General features: G+C 48.4%; 22 protein-coding genes and 1 pseudogene. 15 read left to right on the forward strand and 8 right to left on the reverse strand.

Translation table 11 applies throughout. The annotated features are described in order from the left end of the window. Positions 1–76: 76 nt before the first annotated feature. The gene (locus JC793_RS17780; RefSeq protein ID WP_218426907.1) at positions 77–586 is read left to right on the forward strand and encodes a GNAT family N-acetyltransferase; all 510 of its coding nucleotides are present in this window, start codon (positions 77–79) and stop codon (positions 584–586) included. A 149-nt stretch (positions 587–735) separates the two neighbouring features. Further along, complete coding sequence (locus JC793_RS17785) at positions 736–1,077, forward strand: hypothetical protein (RefSeq protein ID WP_218426909.1); 342 nt, start codon at positions 736–738, stop codon at positions 1,075–1,077. Between the two features lie 53 nt (positions 1,078–1,130). On the opposite strand, the gene rraB is transcribed toward JC793_RS17785, so the two are convergent. Further along, entirely contained in the window at positions 1,131–1,547 is a 417-nt protein-coding gene (rraB, locus tag JC793_RS17790; protein WP_218428495.1) for a ribonuclease E inhibitor RraB, read from the reverse strand. A gap of 140 nt (positions 1,548–1,687) precedes the next feature. On the opposite strand from rraB, the gene argF reads away from it, so the two are divergent. From argF to JC793_RS17820, 6 genes and pseudogenes are all read left to right on the forward strand, one after another. Next, entirely contained in the window at positions 1,688–2,701 is a 1,014-nt protein-coding gene (gene argF / locus JC793_RS17795; protein ID WP_218426911.1) for an ornithine carbamoyltransferase, read from the forward strand. Positions 2,702–2,967: 266 nt separating this feature from the next. After that, positions 2,968–3,903 carry an aspartate carbamoyltransferase gene (pyrB, locus tag JC793_RS17800; protein ID WP_046894357.1) on the forward strand — a complete coding sequence of 312 codons (936 nt, stop codon included), beginning with the start codon at positions 2,968–2,970 and terminating at the stop codon, positions 3,901–3,903. Between the two features lie 10 nt (positions 3,904–3,913). After that, the gene (gene pyrI, locus JC793_RS17805) at positions 3,914–4,378 is read left to right on the forward strand and encodes an aspartate carbamoyltransferase regulatory subunit (RefSeq protein WP_218426913.1); all 465 of its coding nucleotides are present in this window, start codon (positions 3,914–3,916) and stop codon (positions 4,376–4,378) included. A gap of 96 nt (positions 4,379–4,474) precedes the next feature. Next, positions 4,475–4,861 (forward strand): 2-iminobutanoate/2-iminopropanoate deaminase, encoded by a 387-nt coding sequence (ridA, locus tag JC793_RS17810; RefSeq protein ID WP_004234600.1) that lies wholly within the window; start codon positions 4,475–4,477, stop codon positions 4,859–4,861. Positions 4,862–5,290: 429 nt separating this feature from the next. Further along, positions 5,291–5,560 carry a Tar ligand binding domain-containing protein gene (locus JC793_RS19860; protein WP_218426915.1) on the forward strand — a complete coding sequence of 90 codons (270 nt, stop codon included), beginning with the start codon at positions 5,291–5,293 and terminating at the stop codon, positions 5,558–5,560. 4 nt (positions 5,561–5,564) lie between these two features. Then, positions 5,565–6,938: pseudogene (locus JC793_RS17820) on the forward strand (methyl-accepting chemotaxis protein); the annotation flags it as partial. A gap of 93 nt (positions 6,939–7,031) precedes the next feature. Here JC793_RS17820 and JC793_RS17825 read toward each other — a convergent pair. Next, entirely contained in the window at positions 7,032–7,619 is a 588-nt protein-coding gene (locus JC793_RS17825) for a TetR/AcrR family transcriptional regulator (RefSeq protein WP_166708759.1), read from the reverse strand. Between the two features lie 179 nt (positions 7,620–7,798). On the opposite strand from JC793_RS17825, the gene JC793_RS17830 reads away from it, so the two are divergent. The 3 genes from JC793_RS17830 (at position 7,799) to nrdG (ending at position 11,872) form a co-directional block, all read left to right on the forward strand. Further along, complete coding sequence (locus JC793_RS17830; RefSeq protein ID WP_218426919.1) at positions 7,799–8,998, forward strand: MFS transporter; 1,200 nt, start codon at positions 7,799–7,801, stop codon at positions 8,996–8,998. A gap of 264 nt (positions 8,999–9,262) precedes the next feature. Beyond that, positions 9,263–11,401, forward strand: a complete 2,139-nt coding sequence (nrdD, locus tag JC793_RS17835) for an anaerobic ribonucleoside-triphosphate reductase (protein WP_218426921.1) — start codon at positions 9,263–9,265, stop codon at positions 11,399–11,401. 3 nt (positions 11,402–11,404) lie between these two features. After that, the gene (nrdG, locus tag JC793_RS17840; RefSeq protein WP_166708762.1) at positions 11,405–11,872 is read left to right on the forward strand and encodes an anaerobic ribonucleoside-triphosphate reductase-activating protein; all 468 of its coding nucleotides are present in this window, start codon (positions 11,405–11,407) and stop codon (positions 11,870–11,872) included. On the opposite strand, the gene JC793_RS17845 is transcribed toward nrdG, so the two are convergent. Next, entirely contained in the window at positions 11,853–12,308 is a 456-nt protein-coding gene (locus JC793_RS17845; protein WP_052926807.1) for a YhbP family protein, read from the reverse strand. The genes nrdG and JC793_RS17845 overlap by 20 nt on opposite strands. 103 nt (positions 12,309–12,411) lie before the next feature. Next, positions 12,412–12,663, reverse strand: a complete 252-nt coding sequence (locus JC793_RS17850; protein WP_046894295.1) for a YdgH/BhsA/McbA-like domain containing protein — start codon at positions 12,661–12,663, stop codon at positions 12,412–12,414. A gap of 274 nt (positions 12,664–12,937) precedes the next feature. On the opposite strand from JC793_RS17850, the gene JC793_RS17855 reads away from it, so the two are divergent. Then, positions 12,938–13,258, forward strand: a complete 321-nt coding sequence (locus tag JC793_RS17855) for a GIY-YIG nuclease family protein (protein ID WP_282102746.1) — start codon at positions 12,938–12,940, stop codon at positions 13,256–13,258. Here JC793_RS17855 and JC793_RS17860 read toward each other — a convergent pair. Next, positions 13,237–13,743 (reverse strand): GNAT family N-acetyltransferase, encoded by a 507-nt coding sequence (locus tag JC793_RS17860; protein ID WP_218426923.1) that lies wholly within the window; start codon positions 13,741–13,743, stop codon positions 13,237–13,239. The genes JC793_RS17855 and JC793_RS17860 overlap by 22 nt on opposite strands. Next, complete coding sequence (ubiT, locus tag JC793_RS17865; protein WP_046894292.1) at positions 13,737–14,258, reverse strand: ubiquinone anaerobic biosynthesis accessory factor UbiT; 522 nt, start codon at positions 14,256–14,258, stop codon at positions 13,737–13,739. The genes JC793_RS17860 and ubiT overlap by 7 nt, the downstream gene beginning before the upstream one ends. A gap of 263 nt (positions 14,259–14,521) precedes the next feature. Between ubiT and ubiU the strand changes: the two genes are divergently transcribed. From ubiU to JC793_RS17880, 3 genes are read left to right on the forward strand one after another with little or no spacing between them, the layout of a single operon-like run. Continuing rightward, on the forward strand, positions 14,522–15,517 hold the full coding sequence (gene ubiU / locus JC793_RS17870; RefSeq protein WP_054423962.1) for a ubiquinone anaerobic biosynthesis protein UbiU: 996 nt from the start codon (positions 14,522–14,524) through the stop codon (positions 15,515–15,517). A 14-nt stretch (positions 15,518–15,531) separates the two neighbouring features. Continuing rightward, complete coding sequence (locus JC793_RS17875) at positions 15,532–16,410, forward strand: U32 family peptidase (protein WP_218426925.1); 879 nt, start codon at positions 15,532–15,534, stop codon at positions 16,408–16,410. A 15-nt stretch (positions 16,411–16,425) separates the two neighbouring features. Beyond that, complete coding sequence (locus tag JC793_RS17880) at positions 16,426–16,884, forward strand: RidA family protein (protein ID WP_052926786.1); 459 nt, start codon at positions 16,426–16,428, stop codon at positions 16,882–16,884. A gap of 50 nt (positions 16,885–16,934) precedes the next feature. Here JC793_RS17880 and JC793_RS17885 read toward each other — a convergent pair whose 3' ends face one another. After that, the gene (locus JC793_RS17885) at positions 16,935–17,942 is read right to left on the reverse strand and encodes a tetratricopeptide repeat protein (protein ID WP_218426927.1); all 1,008 of its coding nucleotides are present in this window, start codon (positions 17,940–17,942) and stop codon (positions 16,935–16,937) included. A gap of 15 nt (positions 17,943–17,957) precedes the next feature. Further along, the gene (locus tag JC793_RS17890; RefSeq protein ID WP_218426929.1) at positions 17,958–19,016 is read right to left on the reverse strand and encodes a tetratricopeptide repeat protein; all 1,059 of its coding nucleotides are present in this window, start codon (positions 19,014–19,016) and stop codon (positions 17,958–17,960) included. Positions 19,017–19,022 lie beyond the last annotated feature (6 nt).

Genomic DNA, 19,022 nt, shown 5'->3' on the forward strand with positions numbered 1-19,022 from the left:
ATCCACAGTAATCGCCCCTCAGGTTTATTCCCCCGGCTTTACTTTTCACAATAAAAATAATGAGATAATGATATCCATGACAAGCAGCACAACAGAAAACTACACCCTCCGCCTGATCCGCCAGGAAGATAACCCCGGTATCGCACAGGTGATCCGCGCGGTATCAGCTGAACACGGTCTGACCGCAGACAAAGGCTTTGCGGTTGCAGACCCGATTCTGGATACCTTATACGAGGTGTACAGCCAGCCGCGGGCCGCATACTGGGTCATTGAGGCAGAAGGTGAGATCCTCGGCGGCGGCGGTGTTTCCGGCCTTGCCGGCGGTGACGGCAAAACCGCAGAATTACAGAAAATGTACATCTCTTCCCGCCTGCGCGGCAAAGGGCTGGCGAAAAAAATCGCACTTCAGGCGCTCGAATTTGCCGAAGCGGAAGGCTACAGCCAGTGTTATCTGGAAACCACCGCCGATCTTCAGGCTGCAATTAAGCTGTATGAAAAGCTCGGGTTTATCTTCCTTGATGCCCCGCTGGGCGACACCGGCCATAGCGACTGTGAAGTCCGGATGCTGAAAGTTTTCGCTGCCTGATCCCCCTGCCGGCCGGAAGTCCGGCCGGTATCCGCTTTTCCGGTAAAAACATCCGGTGCTTTTCTGATAGTTTCTCTCCGCTGTTTATCTTACAGTCATTACACATGTGACGGATATCACATTTTGTAACTGACAAACAGGAGATCAGGATGATCAGCACGATTCACGGAATGAATGACCTGTTATGTACCGCCGTAACGCTGAAAGCACCGGCAGAGCGGCCGGTCTGCCGCATACAGGACGATGAACAGACAGAAATACAACAGGAAGGATGGCAGGGAGAGAGCAGGAGCCCGCAGGTAAGAACGCAGAAAGGCCCCGTTCTCTATCAGACCATTGAGGCAATGAAAGAAGCAGAGGATGATATCAATATTCAGGATATCCAATTTCCGGGCTGTGCACCGCTGCGACCGATGATACGCGACAGTCAGAACGATTCCCGGCGTGAGCGCACTGCCCCGCTGAAGTCTGTCTTTTCAGTTTCCGCCTGAGCTGCGGACACAAAAAAACCTGCCGCGGCAGGTTTTTCAGTCATGGCAGAGAATCAGTGTAACGGTGCCTCATCAGCATCGTCGTCTTCATCTTCATCTTCGGCATCCGGGTCTTCAAAATAGGTGCCCCAGCCGTCGTAATCCACATCCATTTTTTCCGCCAGACGCGCCAGCTGCTCTACCTGAGCATCAATATGTTCCGCTGTCAGGCCGCATTCGCTGATGATATCGCAACATAACACCACCTGGCCGCCTTCCACTTCCAGTTCTTCAGCATCCGTCACTTCATAACCCAGTTTGAACGCTTCAACCGCTGCTTTTTCCAGCTTGTCGTAGTTCTCACTCGAAAAATGGTGCTCAATGGTGTACTGCGCATCAGGATCGCTGCCGTCTTCCTGCAGTTCTGCAATAATCGCACGGGTTTCTTCGCGCTGTTCTTCTAAAAACGCATCTAATTCTGACATGGCCATGTCCTCTGATAAGTGATACCCGCGCATTCTCCCACAGCCGCACCAATTGAGCCACCCATAATAAAAAAGAATTTACCTTCGGTGTTGCAATTGAATTTTTATTGATTTATGTTGAATATAAATTCATCGGAGACACGGATATGAACCCATTTTATCAACAGTCATTTTTACGGTTGCTTGACTATAAACCCGCCGATATCGAAAAACTGCTCAATCTTTCTGCTTATCTGAAACATGCCAAAAAAACCGGCTCTGAACAGCCGCTGATGAAAGGCAAAAATATTGCGCTGATTTTTGAAAAAGATTCCACCCGTACCCGCTGTGCCTTTGAAGTAGGTGCTTACGATCAGGGCGCACAGGTAACATACCTGGGTTCGTCAGGCAGTCAGATAGGCCATAAAGAATCCATCAAAGATACCGCCAGAGTGCTGGGCCGGATGTATGATGGTATTCAGTTTCGCGGTTATTCCCAGAAATCCGCCGAAGCACTGGCGTACTATTCCGGTGTTCCGGTCTGGAACGGGCTGACCGACGAGTTTCATCCGACACAGCTGATTGCGGATTTACTGACCATCCAGGAGCATGTGAAAAAACCATTGTCTGAAATTAAATTTGCATATTTAGGCGATGCCCGTAATAACATGGGAAATACCATCGCTGAAATGGCGGCCGTGACCGGTATGGATGTCCGGCTGGTGGCGCCGGCCGGGTGTCAGCCGTCAGACGACCTTATCGCACAGTGCCGTAAAGCGGCTGAACTCACCGGCGGTAAAATTACCCTGACTGCAGATGTGGCAGAGGGAGTGAAAGGCGCTGATGTGCTGTACACCGATGTGTGGGTTTCCATGGGAGAAGCGAAAGAGGTCTGGGCAGAGCGGATTAAATTGCTGACGCCGTATCAGGTCAATCAGGATGTGGTGGATAAAACGGGCAATCCGGATGTTATTTTTATGCATTGCCTGCCGGCATTCCACGATACGGAAACCACCATGGGGCAATCCCTCGCGAAAGAGTACGGGTTTACCAATGGTATTGAAGTCACCAATGACGTGTTTGAATCAAAACACAGCGTGGTGTTCGACCAGGCAGAAAACCGGCTGCATTCCATTAAAGCGGTGATGGTTGCATCTCTTTCAAAAAACGTACAATTTTAAATTTACCGGCAGCGTTGCATAAATTTCATACAAAAAAGTGATGTCAAACGCTTGCGCCGGGTTGCCGATTGCGTATAATGCCCCGCAATTTTGTCGGGAGGAAACAATGGTCATTGTGATTATCAGCACCGTAAAACCGGTGCCGGACAATGTGACATACCACGGACAGCCGCAGCGCGGCAATGTCTGCCATTCCCCCGTATTTATTTCAGAACCCCTCAATTGAGGGGTTTTTTTTTGCCTGGCCGAAACATGAGGAGACCCCAATGGCAAATCCGTTATACCTGCGCGATATCATCTCGATTAACGATCTCAGTCGTGATGAACTGGAACTGGTATTAAACACTGCCGCGGCGCTGAAACAACGCCCTCAGCCTGAATTACTGAAGCACAAAGTGATCGCCAGCTGCTTCTTCGAGGCCTCAACCCGCACGCGGCTCTCTTTTGAAACCGCTATTCAGCGCCTGGGCGCGTCTGTTGTCGGCTTTTCAGACAGCAGCAACACTTCGCTGGGCAAAAAAGGCGAAACGCTGGCGGATACCATGAGTGTGATCAGTCAGTACGCGGATGCTATCGTGATGCGCCACCCGCAGGAAGGGGCAGCACGGCTGGTGTCTGAGTTCTCAGGTAAGGTGCCTGTCATCAACGCCGGTGACGGCGCCAACCAGCACCCGACACAAACCCTGCTCGACCTGTTTACCATTCAGGAAACCCAGGGCCGCCTTGAAAATCTGCATATCGCCATGGTCGGTGATCTGAAGTACGGACGCACGGTGCATTCTCTGTCACAGGCGCTGTCAAAATTCCGCGGCAACCACCTGCATTTTATTGCCCCGCAGGCACTGGCAATGCCGAATCACATCCTGCATATGCTGGATGAAAACGGCGTGGCATACAGCGAACATCATTCTATTGATGAGGTACTTCCGCAGCTGGATGTGCTGTATATGACCCGCGTGCAGAAAGAGCGCCTTGACCCGTCCGAATACGCTAACGTCAAAGCCCAGTTTGTACTGCGTGCAGCCGATCTGGTCAATGTGAAACCGAACCTGAAAGTGCTGCACCCGCTGCCGCGCATCGATGAGATAACCCCGGATGTGGATAAAACGCCTTACGCGTACTACTTCCAGCAGGCCGGTAACGGGATCTTTGCCCGTCAGGCGCTGTTATCTCTGGTGTTAAACGAAACCTTCCCGGCCTAAGGAGCACATCATGACTCAGGATCATAAATTACTGGTTGAAGCCATCAAATGCGGTACTGTTATCGACCATATCCCTGCCAATGTGGGATTTAAGCTGCTCTCCTTTTTCCGTCTGACGGAGACGGACAGCCGTATCACTATCGGTCTGAACCTGCCGTCCAACAATATGGGCCGCAAGGATTTGATTAAACTGGAAGATACTTTCCTGACGCCGGAGCAGGCCAACCAGCTCGGTTTTTATGCCCCGAAAGCCACAATTAATATTATCGAAGATTATCAGGTGGTTAAAAAACTGCCGATTAACCTGCCGGAACGTATTGAAGGCGTGATTATCTGCCCGAACAGCAACTGCATCAGTCACAATGAGCCGGTGGAAAGCAGCTTTACTGTTAAGTCCATTGCACAGGAAATTGTGTTAATCTGTAAGTATTGTGAGAAAGAATTTGATCACCACGCAATCATTAATAACCAATAAGATAGATCCAGGTCAGTTGCCCGGTAAAATCAGACGATTATAATGATGGCGTTTTTAAAAAGCTTAACAGCAATAATCATCCTACAGGAGTCCGTAATGACTAAAGTAATCGCAACAGAAAACGCACCAGCAGCAATCGGCCCGTATGTACAGGCAGTAGACCTGGGTAACATGGTAATGACTTCAGGTCAGATCCCTGTTGATCCGAAAACCGGTGCAGTTGCCGACGATGTTAAAGCTCAGGCGCGTCAGTCACTGAACAACATCAAAGCTATCATCGAACAGGCTGGTCTGAAAGTTACGGATATCGTGAAAACAACTGTTTTCGTTAAAGATCTGAACGACTTTGCTACTGTAAACGCAGAATACGCTGCTTTCTTTGATGAGCACAAAGCAGTATACCCTGCACGTTCTTGTGTTGAAGTTGCGCGTCTGCCAAAAGACGTTAAATTAGAAATCGAAGCAATCGCAGTCCGTAAATAATTACTGCGCTTTCTGAGAAGAGCATCTCTCAAAGAGATGACGTTGATTGAGCCCCCTGTATGGGGGCTCTGTTCATTATTAACCCGATAGTTATTAACCCGATAGTTATTAACCCGATAGTTAACCCGACAGCGAATCTGTCCTGTTCACAGCCTGCAATACACTCAACGGGGCATGGCAACCCAAAGCGATAATCCGGCCCTGCAATCCTGTTTTTTTATGTTAACGATACATAAAACCACCGGCGGAATTGTTTATTCCGAAACCTGAATGTAAATACTATTTTTACAGGGATGCCTTCAGACAAAACCAGCCAATTATAGTCTCTTACTTACAAATAAACCACCGGCTGTTTATTTAAACACCCTGATGAAATTTGCCATACTAATATGGTTTTTGTAATTAAAAATATTAATTATAGGTGGCAATATGTTAGAAAAAGTAAAAATATCGACGGGAGTGCCCCTCATCTTAATCGCATTTCTTTTGATACAGATTATTTCATCATTTTATTTTCTCAGGTTTATAAACTCACAGAATGAAATAAATAACACGATGACGATACAGTCAGAAAAAACTCATGTACTCGACCGTGTCTGGATTGGATTTTTAGAGAACCGATCATTACTTAACATCATATCCAAAGGTGTAATGAAAGGTATTTATGAAAATGATACACAGAAAAAAAAAACGAATTGATTATGCGGAAGAACAGGTAAAAAAAACAAGATCGGATTGGTTAAAATTTAAATCAATGCCAACAAAATTCGGAGAAGAACTTGAACATCATATGGATTCTTCTTTTAATGAATATTATAACGCTCAGCTTGAGTTAGTTTATTTTTTGCGGAAAAACAGGTTAGATGACTTTGATAACCAACCTACCAGTGATTATCAAAATGTATTCGGAAAATTATATGAAAATTATTATATCGCAGATACCGATTATTATGACAAACTCATTAAAAATAGTAAAAATAATGAAACATTGACAATATGGATAGCAATATTGCTACTTGTCAGCATTTGTATCACCATCATTTTAGTCTGGGTCGGTATTCGTCGTTTACTTATCTTACCGATGAATCATTTCCAGGAAAGCATTCAGAATATTGCAAAAGGTAATCTGATAAGACCGATTAACGTGACAGGCAGTTATGAAATCAAAAAACTATCTGAAACATTACGTTATATGCAAAACGAACTTTCCAAAACTGTCGGGGATGTCCGGGATGGTGCCAATGCCATTTACAGGGGTGCCGGTGAGATATCTGCCGGTAATAATGACCTGTCTTCGCGGACAGAACAACAGGCTGCATCTCTTGAAGAAACCGCAGCCAGCATGGAAGAACTGACAGCCACCGTGCGCCAGAATGCCGATAATGCCCGTCAGGCACGTCACCTTGCGCTAACCGCCTCCGAAACCGCAGAGCGTGGCGGGAAAGTCGTGGACGATGTCGTGAATACCATGCGCGGTATCGGGGACAGCTCTGAGAAAATTGCCGATATCATCAGTGTGATTGACAGTATTGCCTTCCAGACCAACATTCTGGCGCTGAATGCCGCAGTAGAAGCGGCACGGGCGGGTGAGCAGGGCCGCGGCTTTGCCGTTGTGGCCGGTGAGGTCCGAAGCCTTGCCCAGCGCAGTGCGCAGGCAGCCAGGGAAATCAAAACCCTGATCGGGGATTCGGCCGGCAGAGTTGAGGCCGGTACAGTTCTGGTTGAGCGCGCCGGTGAAACAATGGATGAAATTGTCAGCGCCGTCACCCGGGTCACCGATATTATGAGTGAGATAGCCTCTGCATCGGATGAACAAAGCCGCGGAATTGACCAGATTGGCATGGCAGTGACGGAAATGGACAGAGTAACCCAGCAGAATGCGGCGTTAGTCGAGCAATCAGCGGCAGCGGCTGCATCACTTGAAGAGCAGGCAGGCAGACTGACTCAGGCCGTATCTGTATTTCAGATACAGACCGGAGAACTGAAGACCGGCACTCAGATCGGTACGGTGATGCCGTTACGGCGCCCTGTTCCTGAAAAACCGGCAAATACACATAATGACTGGGAAGCGTTTTAATATAGATATGCTGAAACAGACAATGGCGCTGACGATTAAATGACCGCCGTTTTATGGGTGATAAATTTTAATAGTAAAATTTATCACCTCATCCTATACCCGCAGATTTTCCAGCAACTGATCAAACGACACCCTGACTTTGTCATACGTCGCCTGCGGATTTTCACTGTGCACAATCCACATGGCGCATTCGTACAGCCCGCCATTAATAAACAGTGCCAGCACATCGGGTGCCACCTGTTTTATCCGCCCTGCTTCCATCAGATGTGTCAGGCGCCGGGTGATCCCCTGCACACAGGCCAGTTCATGGGATTTAACAATGGAAAAATCCAGTACCGAAGCCGCATCACGGAACATAATCCGCTGCACTTCCGGCTCCAGACTCATCGCCAGATAGCCCTGACAGCGTGATTTAAACGCCGTCCACGCATCTGCTTCATTTTTTTCTGCCGTATCCAGACGCGCATCAAGTTCGCGATCCAGATCCTGTAATACGGCCAGAAACAGACCTTTTTTGTCACCAAAGTGATGATACAGCGCCCCCCGGGTCAGACCGGCCTGCGCCGTCAGGTCATCCATTACGGTGGCGGCGTACCCTGCCCCGCCAAACTGCTGGCGTGCAGCACGGATAAGCTTTGTCCGCGTTTCTTCTATCATCTCTGCACGTGGCTTATGACCCATTTTCTCACTCCTGCGGTTGGCTCTCTTCAGCCGTGCGATTATAACACTTTTTTATTGACATACATCGCGTATGTCAATAGATTCACATACGCAATGTATGTTAATTGCATTACAGCCGGCTACTTCCGGCAGTTAAAATCATACCCGTCTGTAATACCACGGGTATCTGTGAGGTTGTTATGTTCAGCTCTTATCGTGTCATCTTTCAGCATCCCGGCACCAAAGCTTTTTCCGGTGCGGGATTTATCGCGCGGATGACCGTCTCCATGATGGGGATTGGGATCATTACCATGATTGCCCAATTGCGTGATTCTTTCTTTATGGCCGGCGTAACCGCAGCTGTTTATACTTTTTCGGCGGCATTCTGCGCCCCGCTGATCGCCCGTCTGGTGGATCGCTACGGGCAGAGCCGTATCCTGCCGAAAACGCTGGTGATCAGTGTGCCCGCGACTGCCGTTCTGCTGTTATGCACGGTTTATGATGCTCCGGACTGGGCAATCTGGCTGTCCGCTGTTTTTGTCGGGGCGATCCCGAGCATGCCCGCGATGATCCGCTCCCGCTGGACACATATCTATAAGGGCGATCCGCGTTTGCAGACGGCTTACTCTTTTGAGTCCGTACTGGATGAAATCAGCTTTATTATCGGGCCGCCGCTGTCGGTCACACTCTGTATCGCGCTGTTTCCGCAGGCCGGTCCGCTGGCGGCAATTATTTTTCTGATAATCGGAACGATGCTGGTGGTCTGCCAGAAACGGACTGAGCCGCCTGTACATAAACGTGACGGGCTGGCGAAAGGCACCGTGCTGCGCCTGCCCGCTATTCAGCTGCTGATGGTGGTTCTGCTTGCACTCGGGGTGATTGTCGGGACGGTGGATGTACTGGCTGTTGCTTTTGCCAATGCACAGGGATATCCGAAAGGGGCAAGCTATGTGCTGTCTGTCTATGCCGCCGGTTCCTGTATCGCCGGGTTTATCTTCGGTGCGATACGTCTGCCGTTCAGCTACACAAAGCAGTTTGTCTTCACGGCGGCCGCCACACTGCTGACCACCCTGCCGCTGCTGCTGGTCACAAATCTGACCGGTCTGGGGCTGACCATGTTCGTCGCCGGCTTCTTCTTCTCGCCGACCATGATCCTCGCTATCGGCTTTGTGGAACGTGAAGCACCGGCCAATATGCTGACAGAAGGTTTTACCTGGCTTATTACCGGCCTGGCGGTCGGTGTGGCACTCGGCTCTGCCGGTGTCGGTATGATCATTGATACTTACGGCATTGATACCGGGTTCCTGCTGGCTATCGCTGCGGGGGTCTGCGTACTGCTCACCGCCTGTATCGGTTATGTTTTCGTCTTCAAAGATGATAAAAACAACGCTGATAAGTGACAGAAATAACTTTTACTATAATTTCAGCAATCAAACCGCACATTTTTACACTTAACCGGAGTGTGCGGTTTACCTGATGTCGCCAAAATACTTTGACTTAAATCAATTTCAATCGCCTTATTCCGGAGGAAATCTATATCTAGTGCTATATAATACAAAGCACACAAGATATAGTATTTATTCACAGTGTTATCCACAACGCCATGAAGCCGCATTATAACAGGTTTTACCCTGTGGATAACCAAACTGCCGGAGAGAAGCAAAGTGCACACTATCGTGATTAAGCGTGATGGATGTCAGGTAAATTTTGATGAATCACGCATCCGGGATGCCATTAAAAGAGCCGCTAAAGCCGCACGTGTTAATGATGATGACTACTGCTCTCAGGTTGCCGCCCGGGTAGCCTCCCTGCTGGGTGACCGGAAAAAAGTGGATATCGGTGAGATCCAGGACGCCGTTGAAAATCAGTTAATGTCCGGTGATTACAAAGAGTTAGCCAGAACTTACATCGAATATCGTCATGACCGCGACGTGGCACGTGAACTGCGCGGCCGCCTCAATAATGAGATCCGCGGGCTGGTCGAACAGAGTGATATGTCCATTCTCAACGAGAATGCCAATAAAGACAGCAAGGTGATCCCGACACAGCGTGACCTGCTGGCGGGTATCGTTGCCAAGCACTACGCAAAACAGCACATTTTACCGCGTGATGTTGTAATTTCACACGAACGTGGTGAAATTCACTATCACGATCTGGACTACGCGCCGTTCTTCCCGATGTTTAACTGCATGCTGATCGATCTGAAAGGCATGCTGACTCATGGCTTTAAAATGGGTAATGCCGAGATAGAACAGCCTAAGTCCATCTCTACCGCGACTGCGGTAACAGCACAAATTATTGCCCAGGTGGCCAGCCATATTTACGGCGGTACCACGATTAACCGTATCGACGAAATTCTCGCGCCGTTTGTCACTGCCAGCTATAACAAACATCTGAAAACGGCAAACGAGTGGCAGATTCCGGATGCGGAAGGTTATGCCAATGCCCGCACAGAAAAAGAGTGTTATGACGCTTTCCAGTCACTGGAATATGAAGTCAACACACTGCACACCGCCAACGGACAGACCCCGTTTGTCACTTTCGGCTTCGGACTGGGCACATCCAGAGAATCCCGCATGATCCAGCAGGCGATTTTACGTAACCGTATCGCCGGTCTCGGAAAAAATCACAAAACCGCGGTATTCCCGAAACTGGTCTTCGCTATTAAAAAAGGCCTCAACCACCAGTACGGCGATCCGAACTATGACATCAAACAGCTTGCGTTAGAGTGCGCCAGCAAGCGGATGTACCCGGATATCCTGAACTACGATCAGGTAGTGAAAGTTACCGGTTCCTTTAAAACCCCGATGGGCTGCCGCAGTTTCCTCGGTGTGTATGAAGAGAACGGCGAAATGATCCACGACGGGCGTAACAACCTCGGGGTTATCAGCCTGAACCTGCCGCGTATTGCTATCGAATCACAGGGCAGTGAAACGGATTTCTGGTCTCTGCTGGATGAACGTCTGGTGCTCGCCAAAAAAGCGCTGATGACCCGTATCGCACGGCTGGAAAATGTCAAAGCCCGCGTCGCGCCGATTCTGTATATGGAAGGTGCCTGCGGTGTGCGGCTGAAAGCGGATGATTCCGTTACTGAAATCTTTAAAAACGGCCGTGCCTCAATTTCTCTGGGTTACATCGGTATCCATGAAACCATCAATGCTCTGACCGGCACTGAAACACACATGTATGACGATGAACAGCGCCGCGCCCTGGGCATTGCCATCGTGGAACGTCTGCGCCGTGCAACCGATGAGTGGAAAACAGAAACCGGCTACGGTTTCAGCCTCTACAGCACGCCGAGTGAAAACCTGTGCGACCGCTTCTGCCGTCTGGATACTGCTGAGTTCGGGCTCATCCCGGGTGTGACAGACAAAGGGTATTACACCAACAGCTTCCACCTGGATGTGGAGAAAAAGGTCAATCCGTACGACAAACTGGATTTTGAAGCACCGTACCCGCCGCTGGCGAACGGCGGTTTCATCTGTTACGGCGAATACCCGAACCTTCAGCACAACCTGAAAGCACTGGAAGATGTCTGGGATTACAGCTATGACCGCGTTCCGTACTACGGTACCAACACGCCGATTGATGAGTGTTACGAATGCGGATTTGCCGGTGAGTTTAACTGTACCAGCAAAGGTTTTGTCTGCCCGAAATGCGGTAATCATGACGCTTCCCGCGTATCCGTCATCCGCCGTGTATGCGGTTATCTCGGCAGCCCGGATGCCCGTCCGTTTAACGCCGGGAAACAGGAAGAAGTGAAACGCCGCGTTAAACACCTGAATAACGGACAATTAGGCTGAGTTGTGAATTATCATCAGTATTACCCCGTTGACGTCGTCAACGGGCCGGGTACACGCTGCACGCTGTTTGTTTCAGGCTGTGTGCATCAGTGCCGCGGCTGTTATAACCAGAGTACATGGCGCACGGATTCCGGTGTGCCGTATACCCGGGAACTGGAAGATAAAATTATCGCCGACCTCTGTGATACCCGTGTAAAACGTCAGGGAATTACACTGTCCGGCGGTGATCCCCTGCATCCGCACAATGTGCCGGAGATTCTGGCACTGGTGCGGCGTATCCGCCGCGAGTGCCCGGCGGAAAAAGATATCTGGATGTGGACAGGTTATAAACTGGATGAACTGAATGATGCCCAGCAGGAAGTCATTGAGCATATCAATGTATTAGTTGACGGGAAATTTGTGCAGGATCTGCATGACCCGATGCTGATCTGGCGCGGCAGCAGTAACCAGGTTATTCACTATTTGCGCTGAAACCAACGCTGAAACGCGACCAGTGCAGTTTCTTTCCGAACCCAAGCGTATTATTCACCATCTTAATCTCATCCAGCCGCAGCCCCCGCAACGGGGTTTTTGCGGCGACGGCCACCGGAAACCGGCGGCAGTAACGTGCCCGGGCCTGTTTTTCCTCTTCCTCTGACAGGGTAACAATCTCCCCCCGGAACTGTATCCCGCGGATTTTTGCCACCGTGACCGTCTGTGCAGAAATAGTTCCCGCCACCCGCGGGTTCTGCTGCATCAGGGTGCCGTGCCGGGTATGCGGTTCAGTAAGGAAATAAAGCATCATCGCTTCCGGATCCGCAATATAAAAGCAGGAGGCGCACCACAGGTCATCTCCGGCAGTGGCACACAGCGTAAAGACATGATTTTTCTTCAGATAAGACAGGATTGAATCGTGCGGTAATTCCATACAGTACCCCCCATAAAACCACACCGGCTGATAGAGTATATCATCCGGTGCTGGTTCAGACAGTCCCGTCAGACGGGCTGTATTGTATGGCAAATCTCAGGAATTATTTATAGAGTTCCGCAGTACCACTCATCAGGTTTTCACCGCCTGCAGAGATGATGCGGAAAGAAGTTGCACCAGCTTCATCAGCTTTTTTGGATAAGGCAGCAGTCACATCAGCCAGGGTATCAATATCGCTGACAGAAACAACACCGACAGGTGCTTGTGTGCTATGTTGTACTTCGGTAGCAGCCATTGAACCAAATGAAACGGCACTTAAAGCTAAAATTGCAGGGATTACTGTTGAAATTTTCATATTATGATTCCTTAGAATAAACGTAATATCATGAGACGTTTTTGTCTCTCTCTGTGATGTGAGTCATATTATGCTCCTCCGTCGAAAAAGAAAATTAGCTATTTCTGCTGTAGTTGTTCAATAAAATTGATGATTGGGGTTTTAATTAATCTGCGAAAAGAATTACCATGGTGAATACCACTGATTAATTAATTACTTGCGTGACTATCCCGCGACGCAAATCAGCAAAATATTCGACTTTCATATAAACACAAAAACGCACGATTAAACAAAAATGAATGATAATGCAGAGATAAACACGTGGTTTCTTTACATAATCAGGACAGAATCCGGATATCTTTACACAGGGATCACTCGTGATGTCGCACAACGTGTTGCAACACATCAGTCCGGAAAAGGGGCAAAATACCTGCGGGGGAAAACCGGGTTAAGCGTGGTGTATCAGGTTGCACTTGCGGATCGCTCAATAGCGTCAAAAGAAGAATACCGGGTCAAGCGGCTGACAAAGAAGAAAAAAGAAAGGCTGGTCAGTGACCAGCCTTCTGATTTGACGACATACCTTAACGGTGGTGATTATTCACAGCTGTCAAAGTGATGTGAGAAATTAACCAGTCCGTGATAACGGTCTGCGGCATCATTTTCCAGCGGATGGATCAGAAAATACGGTGAGGTATCCGGCCATTTACAGTGCAAATCAAATTCGGCTGCCGGTTTAAAGCCCCATTTTCCGTAGATTTCAGGATCGCCCAGCACCACAACCGCGCCGTAACCGAATTCATTGAGGCTGTCCAGCCCCTCATAAACCATCTGCTTCGCAATCCCCTGACCACGGTAAGCCTCTGCCACCGCAAGCGGCGCCAGTCCGACCCACTGACAATCTTCGCCTTCCACGTCCACCGGTGTGAAACCGGCATAACCGACCACCAGCCCCTCATCATCAGTGGCAACCACACCTAAGGTCAGCAGCCCGTCTTCCCGCAGCGAATGCAGGAGATCAGCTTCATTATCACGCCCGAATGCGCTGCGCAGCAGTGTATCGATACCGGCGGCATCAACCGGAATTTCTGTGCGGATCAGCATGAGGTCACCACTGCGTGTGATTTATCTTCGTCTTCCGCCAGCCCGGCCTGAATAAAGTCAGCCAGCTGCATTAATGCCGTGCGCAGCAGCGGCGGCATACCGTCAAGATCAATCGAGTCCATCAGGTTTTTGACATACAGACCCAGCTCGGTGTCCCCTTCAATGCGCAGACGGCGCTGAAAGAACAGAGTATCCGGGTCCTCTTTGCGGGCAGCGATCAGCACCAGATCATTAGCGTTACCGCTGAAACTGACATCTTCCTGTTCATCCGCACTGACCACCAGACGGCCGTCACGGTTACTGATATACCAGTGAAGCGCCAGGTCGCGGACTTCCACTTTCAGCCATTTATTTTCCAGAAAATCGAGATCACCTTCTGTCAGCGCCTCTTCAAACTGACGCGCCAGAACCTGCTGGAGAACCTGTTTTTGCAGGGTAAACGGCGTTAATTTCAGCGGAAACCGCAATAACGCCGGCCCGTTGTGTACGAGCGAGGAACGAATTTTGGCAAACACCGTACTGACTCCTTAATCTGAATTACTGCGTCATTGTGCCAGAATCTGCGGAAATAACTCAGGATTCCGGTCAATTTTTCGTGTCATTGTTTCTATTATATACCCGATTTTCCCCCTGCCGCAGAGAACATCCCGCTTTTATATCCGCAAACCGGGTGATTTTTTGCGGCAAATGTTCACTAACCTGCCTCAGGTCAATACCTTTTTTAGCCTGCCATTTACAATTTCCGATCATTTTTATTATTCAGTCTGAGAGTCTCACCATGGAACTATTGTGTCCTGCCGGTAATTTACCCGCACTGAAAGCCGCCATTGATAACGGCGCGGATGCGGTTTATATCGGCCTGAAAGATGATACTAATGCCCGTCACTTCGCCGGTCTGAATTTTACTGAAAAGAAACTTACCGAGGCGGTGGATTATGTTCACCGCCACCGGCGTCACCTGCATATCGCGATTAACACCTTTGCCCATCCGGACGGTTTCAGCCGCTGGCAGCGGGCGGTGGATATGGCCGCACAACTGGGGGCGGATGCCCTGATCCTCGCGGATATCGCCATGCTGGAATATGCTGCGGAGCGCTATCCGCATATTGAGCGGCATGTCTCTGTGCAGGCGTCCGCCACCAATACTGAAGCTATTCGTTTCTATCAGCGCAATTTTGATGTGCACCGTATTGTGCTCCCGCGTGTGCTCTCTATTCATCAGGTAAAACAGCTGGCACGCACCAGCCCGGTGCCGCTGGAAGTCTTTGCATTCGGCAGTCTGTGTATTATGGCGGAAGGCCGCTGCTACCTCTCTTCCTATCTGACCGGGGAATCCCCGAATACCGTCGGTGCCTGCTCACCGGCACGGTTTGTCCGCTGGCAGGAAACCCCGCAGGGACTCGAATCCCGCCTGAATGACGTGCTGATTGACCGCTACGGTGCGGATGAGAATGCCGGTTATCCGACACTCTGCAAAGGCCGCTACTGCGTGGACAGCAAGCCTTACCACGCTCTGGAAGAGCCGACCAGCCTCAACACGCTGGAGCTGCTGCCGGAACTGATGGCGGCCAATATCGCGTCAGTGAAAATTGAAGGCCGCCAGCGCAGCCCGGCCTATGTGACTGATGTGGCCAAAGTGTGGCGTCAGGCGATTGACCGCTGCAAGGCCGATCCGGACAACTATGCGCCGGATGCCGCGTGGATGCAGACCCTCGGCGGTATGTCAGAAGGACGGCAGACTACCCTCGGTGCTTACCACCGCAAATGGCAGTAACGGAGAGAAAAACGATGCAATTTTCATTAGGTTCAGTCCTCTATTACTGGCCGAAAGCAACACTGGAACAGTTTTATCAGCAGGCAGTACAAAGCAGTGCGGATATTATCTATCTCGGTGAAACCGTGTGCAGCAAGCGCCGGGAAATGAAACCGGACGACTGGATAAATCTCGCCAAAACCGTTGCTGAATGCGGCAAACAGGTGGTGATTTCCACGCTGGCGCTGTTACAGGCTCCGTCTGAGCTGAAAGAGATCGCCAAACTGGTCGATAACGGCGGGTTTATGATCGAAGCGCATGATTTCGGTGTGATTAATATGCTGCATGAACGCGGGCTGCCGTTCGTCGCCGGACACGGCCTGAACTGTTATAACGCCCCGGCACTGAAAATCCTGCAAAAACAGGGCATGACCCGCTGGTGTATGCCGGTGGAACTCTCCCGTGACTGGCTGGTTAACCTGCTGAAACAGTGTGAAGAGCTGGAGATCCGTGACAAATTTGAAGTGGAAGTGATGAGCTACGGCCATCTGCCGCTGGCCTACTCCGCCCGCTGCTTCACCGCCCGTTCGGAAAACCGCGCCAAAGATGACTGCGAAACCTGCTGTATCAGTTATCCGCAGGGGCGCAAAGTGCTCTCACAGGAAAATCAGCAGGTCTTTGTCCTTAACGGGATTCAGACCCAGAGTGGTTACTGCTATAACCTCGGCAATGATCTGCGTTCTATGCAGGGACTGGTTGATATTGTGCGGATCTCCCCGGAAGCCCCGGACGATCTGGCCGTCATTGACCATTTCCGTCAGAATGAAACCGGCGCACAACCGCTGGATTTGGCACAGGCACAAAACTGCAACGGCTACTGGCGTAAAGTGGCGGGCCTGGAACTGGTGGAATAACAGAAGGAAATAACAATGACTGATGTTTATGCCCGTTTAAACGCACTGAATATTGAACTGCCGCCGGTCGTTGTACCAGATGCAAAATTTCAGCCGTATGTGATTTTTGATAACACCATTACACTTTCCGGTCATTTATCCAAAACCGGGGAGCAGCTAAATACCGGTAAGTTCGGGGCGGATCTGACCATTGAACAAGGTGAGAAAATTGCCCGTCAGCTGGCTGTTAATCTGCTCGGTACATTGCAGGGTGCGGTGGGTGATCTGAATAAGATTAAAAAGATCATCAACCTGAACTGCATGATCAACGGCACTCAGGATTTTACAGATCCCCATGTGGTGGCGAATGCCTGTTCACAGGTTTTCCATGATGTTTTCGGTGAGAAAGGCTACCACAGCCGTAATGCACTGACCGTGGCACAGCTGCCGTTCGGTGCCTGTATGGAGATATCGCTGATCGCCGGTATTGAGTAACAGAACAGAACGGGCGCGATATACGATATAAGCGTGCCCGTTATCCGGCTTTATTTTTTACGTTTCGCTTTCAGAAAATCAATTCGTTCCTGTGCCGGATAATGCCCTGCGGCTAATGCTTTTTCGTAATATTTAATGGCTTTATTATCGTCTTGTTTTACGCCTTCGCCCTTTTCATACATACTCCCTAAATTAAATAACCCAACAGAATTATTCTGTGCAGCGGACTGTTTAAACAAAGATAATGCTTTTGTATAATCTTGTGTAGTACCATGGCCATATTTATATAGAGCACCAAGGTTGTTTATTGCACCAGGAATATTTTTATCTGCTGCCAGCTTAATGTAGTAAAATGCTTTCTGGTACTGATGGCTTTTAAAATAAAGAACACCAATATTATTTAAAGATAAATCATTACCTAGCTTTATTGACTCCAAATAATATTCCTCTGCTTTTTTTGGATCATAACCTTCATAGTCAGACCGGCTATATATAGTACCTAGTTTATTTAATGCTTCTGACTTTATATTATAATCTTTTTTTCCCAATGCAACTAATAGTAGTTTTTCAGACTCCTCATAGTTTCCATTCTCCTGATAAAGACTCGCTAAATTTAAAAGGGTAGTATCCGCTCCTGATGCGATCGCCTGTTTATAGAGAGTAATTGCTTTTTCAATATTTCCTTCCTGCTTTGCCAGCAATCCCAGATTATTCATGGCATGTGAAGATCCTAATTCCGCTGCTTTTTGATATAGTTGGTATCCTCTCTTCACATCCTTAGCAACCCCGTAACCATCCATATAAAACTCACCCAGATAAAACAACGCATCTGCATTATTCTGTTCTGCTGCTTTTTCAAACCAGTAACGGGCAAATACAGAATTCTGCGGAAAACCGATACCTTCTTCATACAGCAGTCCGATTTGTAACTGGATTAGTGCATTAGCTTTATTTACCTGCGTTGTATATTTCTCATGCGAATGTGTTACTGCGGCGTAACCGGGAGAAGAGAATATAATAGCCAAAGCGTATAACACTGTTTTTATTATCATTCTCATAGAAATTCCCTTACCTTATTTATCGTTCTTTTTCCTGAGGTCATCAATTTTTTTCTGTGCCGGATAATGCCCTGCAGCTAATGCTTTTTCGTAATATTCGATGGCTTTATTATCGTCTTGTTTTACGCCATCTCCATGTTCATACAGGCTGCCTAAATTAAAATAACCGCCGGGACTGCCCATCTCCGCTGATTTTTCATACAGTGATATTGCTTTTGCATGATCCTGTTCTACACCATATCCATGCTGATATAATGAACCAAGATTATTAATGGCATCCGGTAAATTTTTATCGGCTGCCATTTTTATATAATTGAATGATTTCTGATATTGTTCGTTATAAAAATACAGCATGCCAATATTATTTAGTGATACATCATCACCTAACTTAATAGATTCCAAATAATATCCCTCTGCTTTTTTAAAACTATAATTCTTAAAATCTTTTCTTGAGTATAAATTTCCGAGCTTATTCAGTGCATCTGACTTTATAAAATCATCCTTATCCATAGCAGATAATAATATAACTTCAGACTTATCATATTCTCCCATCTTTTGGTACAACCCGCTCAGATTTAAAATTGCCGCATCAGATCCAAGATCTATTGCTTTTTTATAAAGAAAAATAGCACTTTCCGTTTTACCCTCCTGCTTTTTCTGAAGTGCCAAGTTGTTCATTGCACGAGGAGAACCTAATTCAGATGCTTTTTTATATAGTGACAGGCCTTTTTCTTTATTTTTCTCAACACCTGAACCATGAATATAGTAAGATCCCAGATAAAATAACGCATCTGCATTATTCTGTTCTGCTGCTTTTTCAAACCAGTAACGAGCAAATACATAATTCTGCGGAAAACCGATACCTTCTTCATACAGTAGTCCGATTTGCAACTGGATCAGCGCATTGGCCTTTAATACTACAGAACGATTATCAGCGATATCTGTCGGTTTACGTGCGGAATAAATAGTTTCAGACTTGACTATTTCACTTGCATAGCTGTTACCTGCCATCATTAAAAAAACAGAGAATATAACTGATTGCAACCGACTACTGAGTTTGTATGCTACTATCATTAAATA

The organism is Morganella morganii, from assembly GCF_019242955.1.
Classification (GTDB): domain Bacteria; phylum Pseudomonadota; class Gammaproteobacteria; order Enterobacterales; family Enterobacteriaceae; genus Morganella; species Morganella sibonii.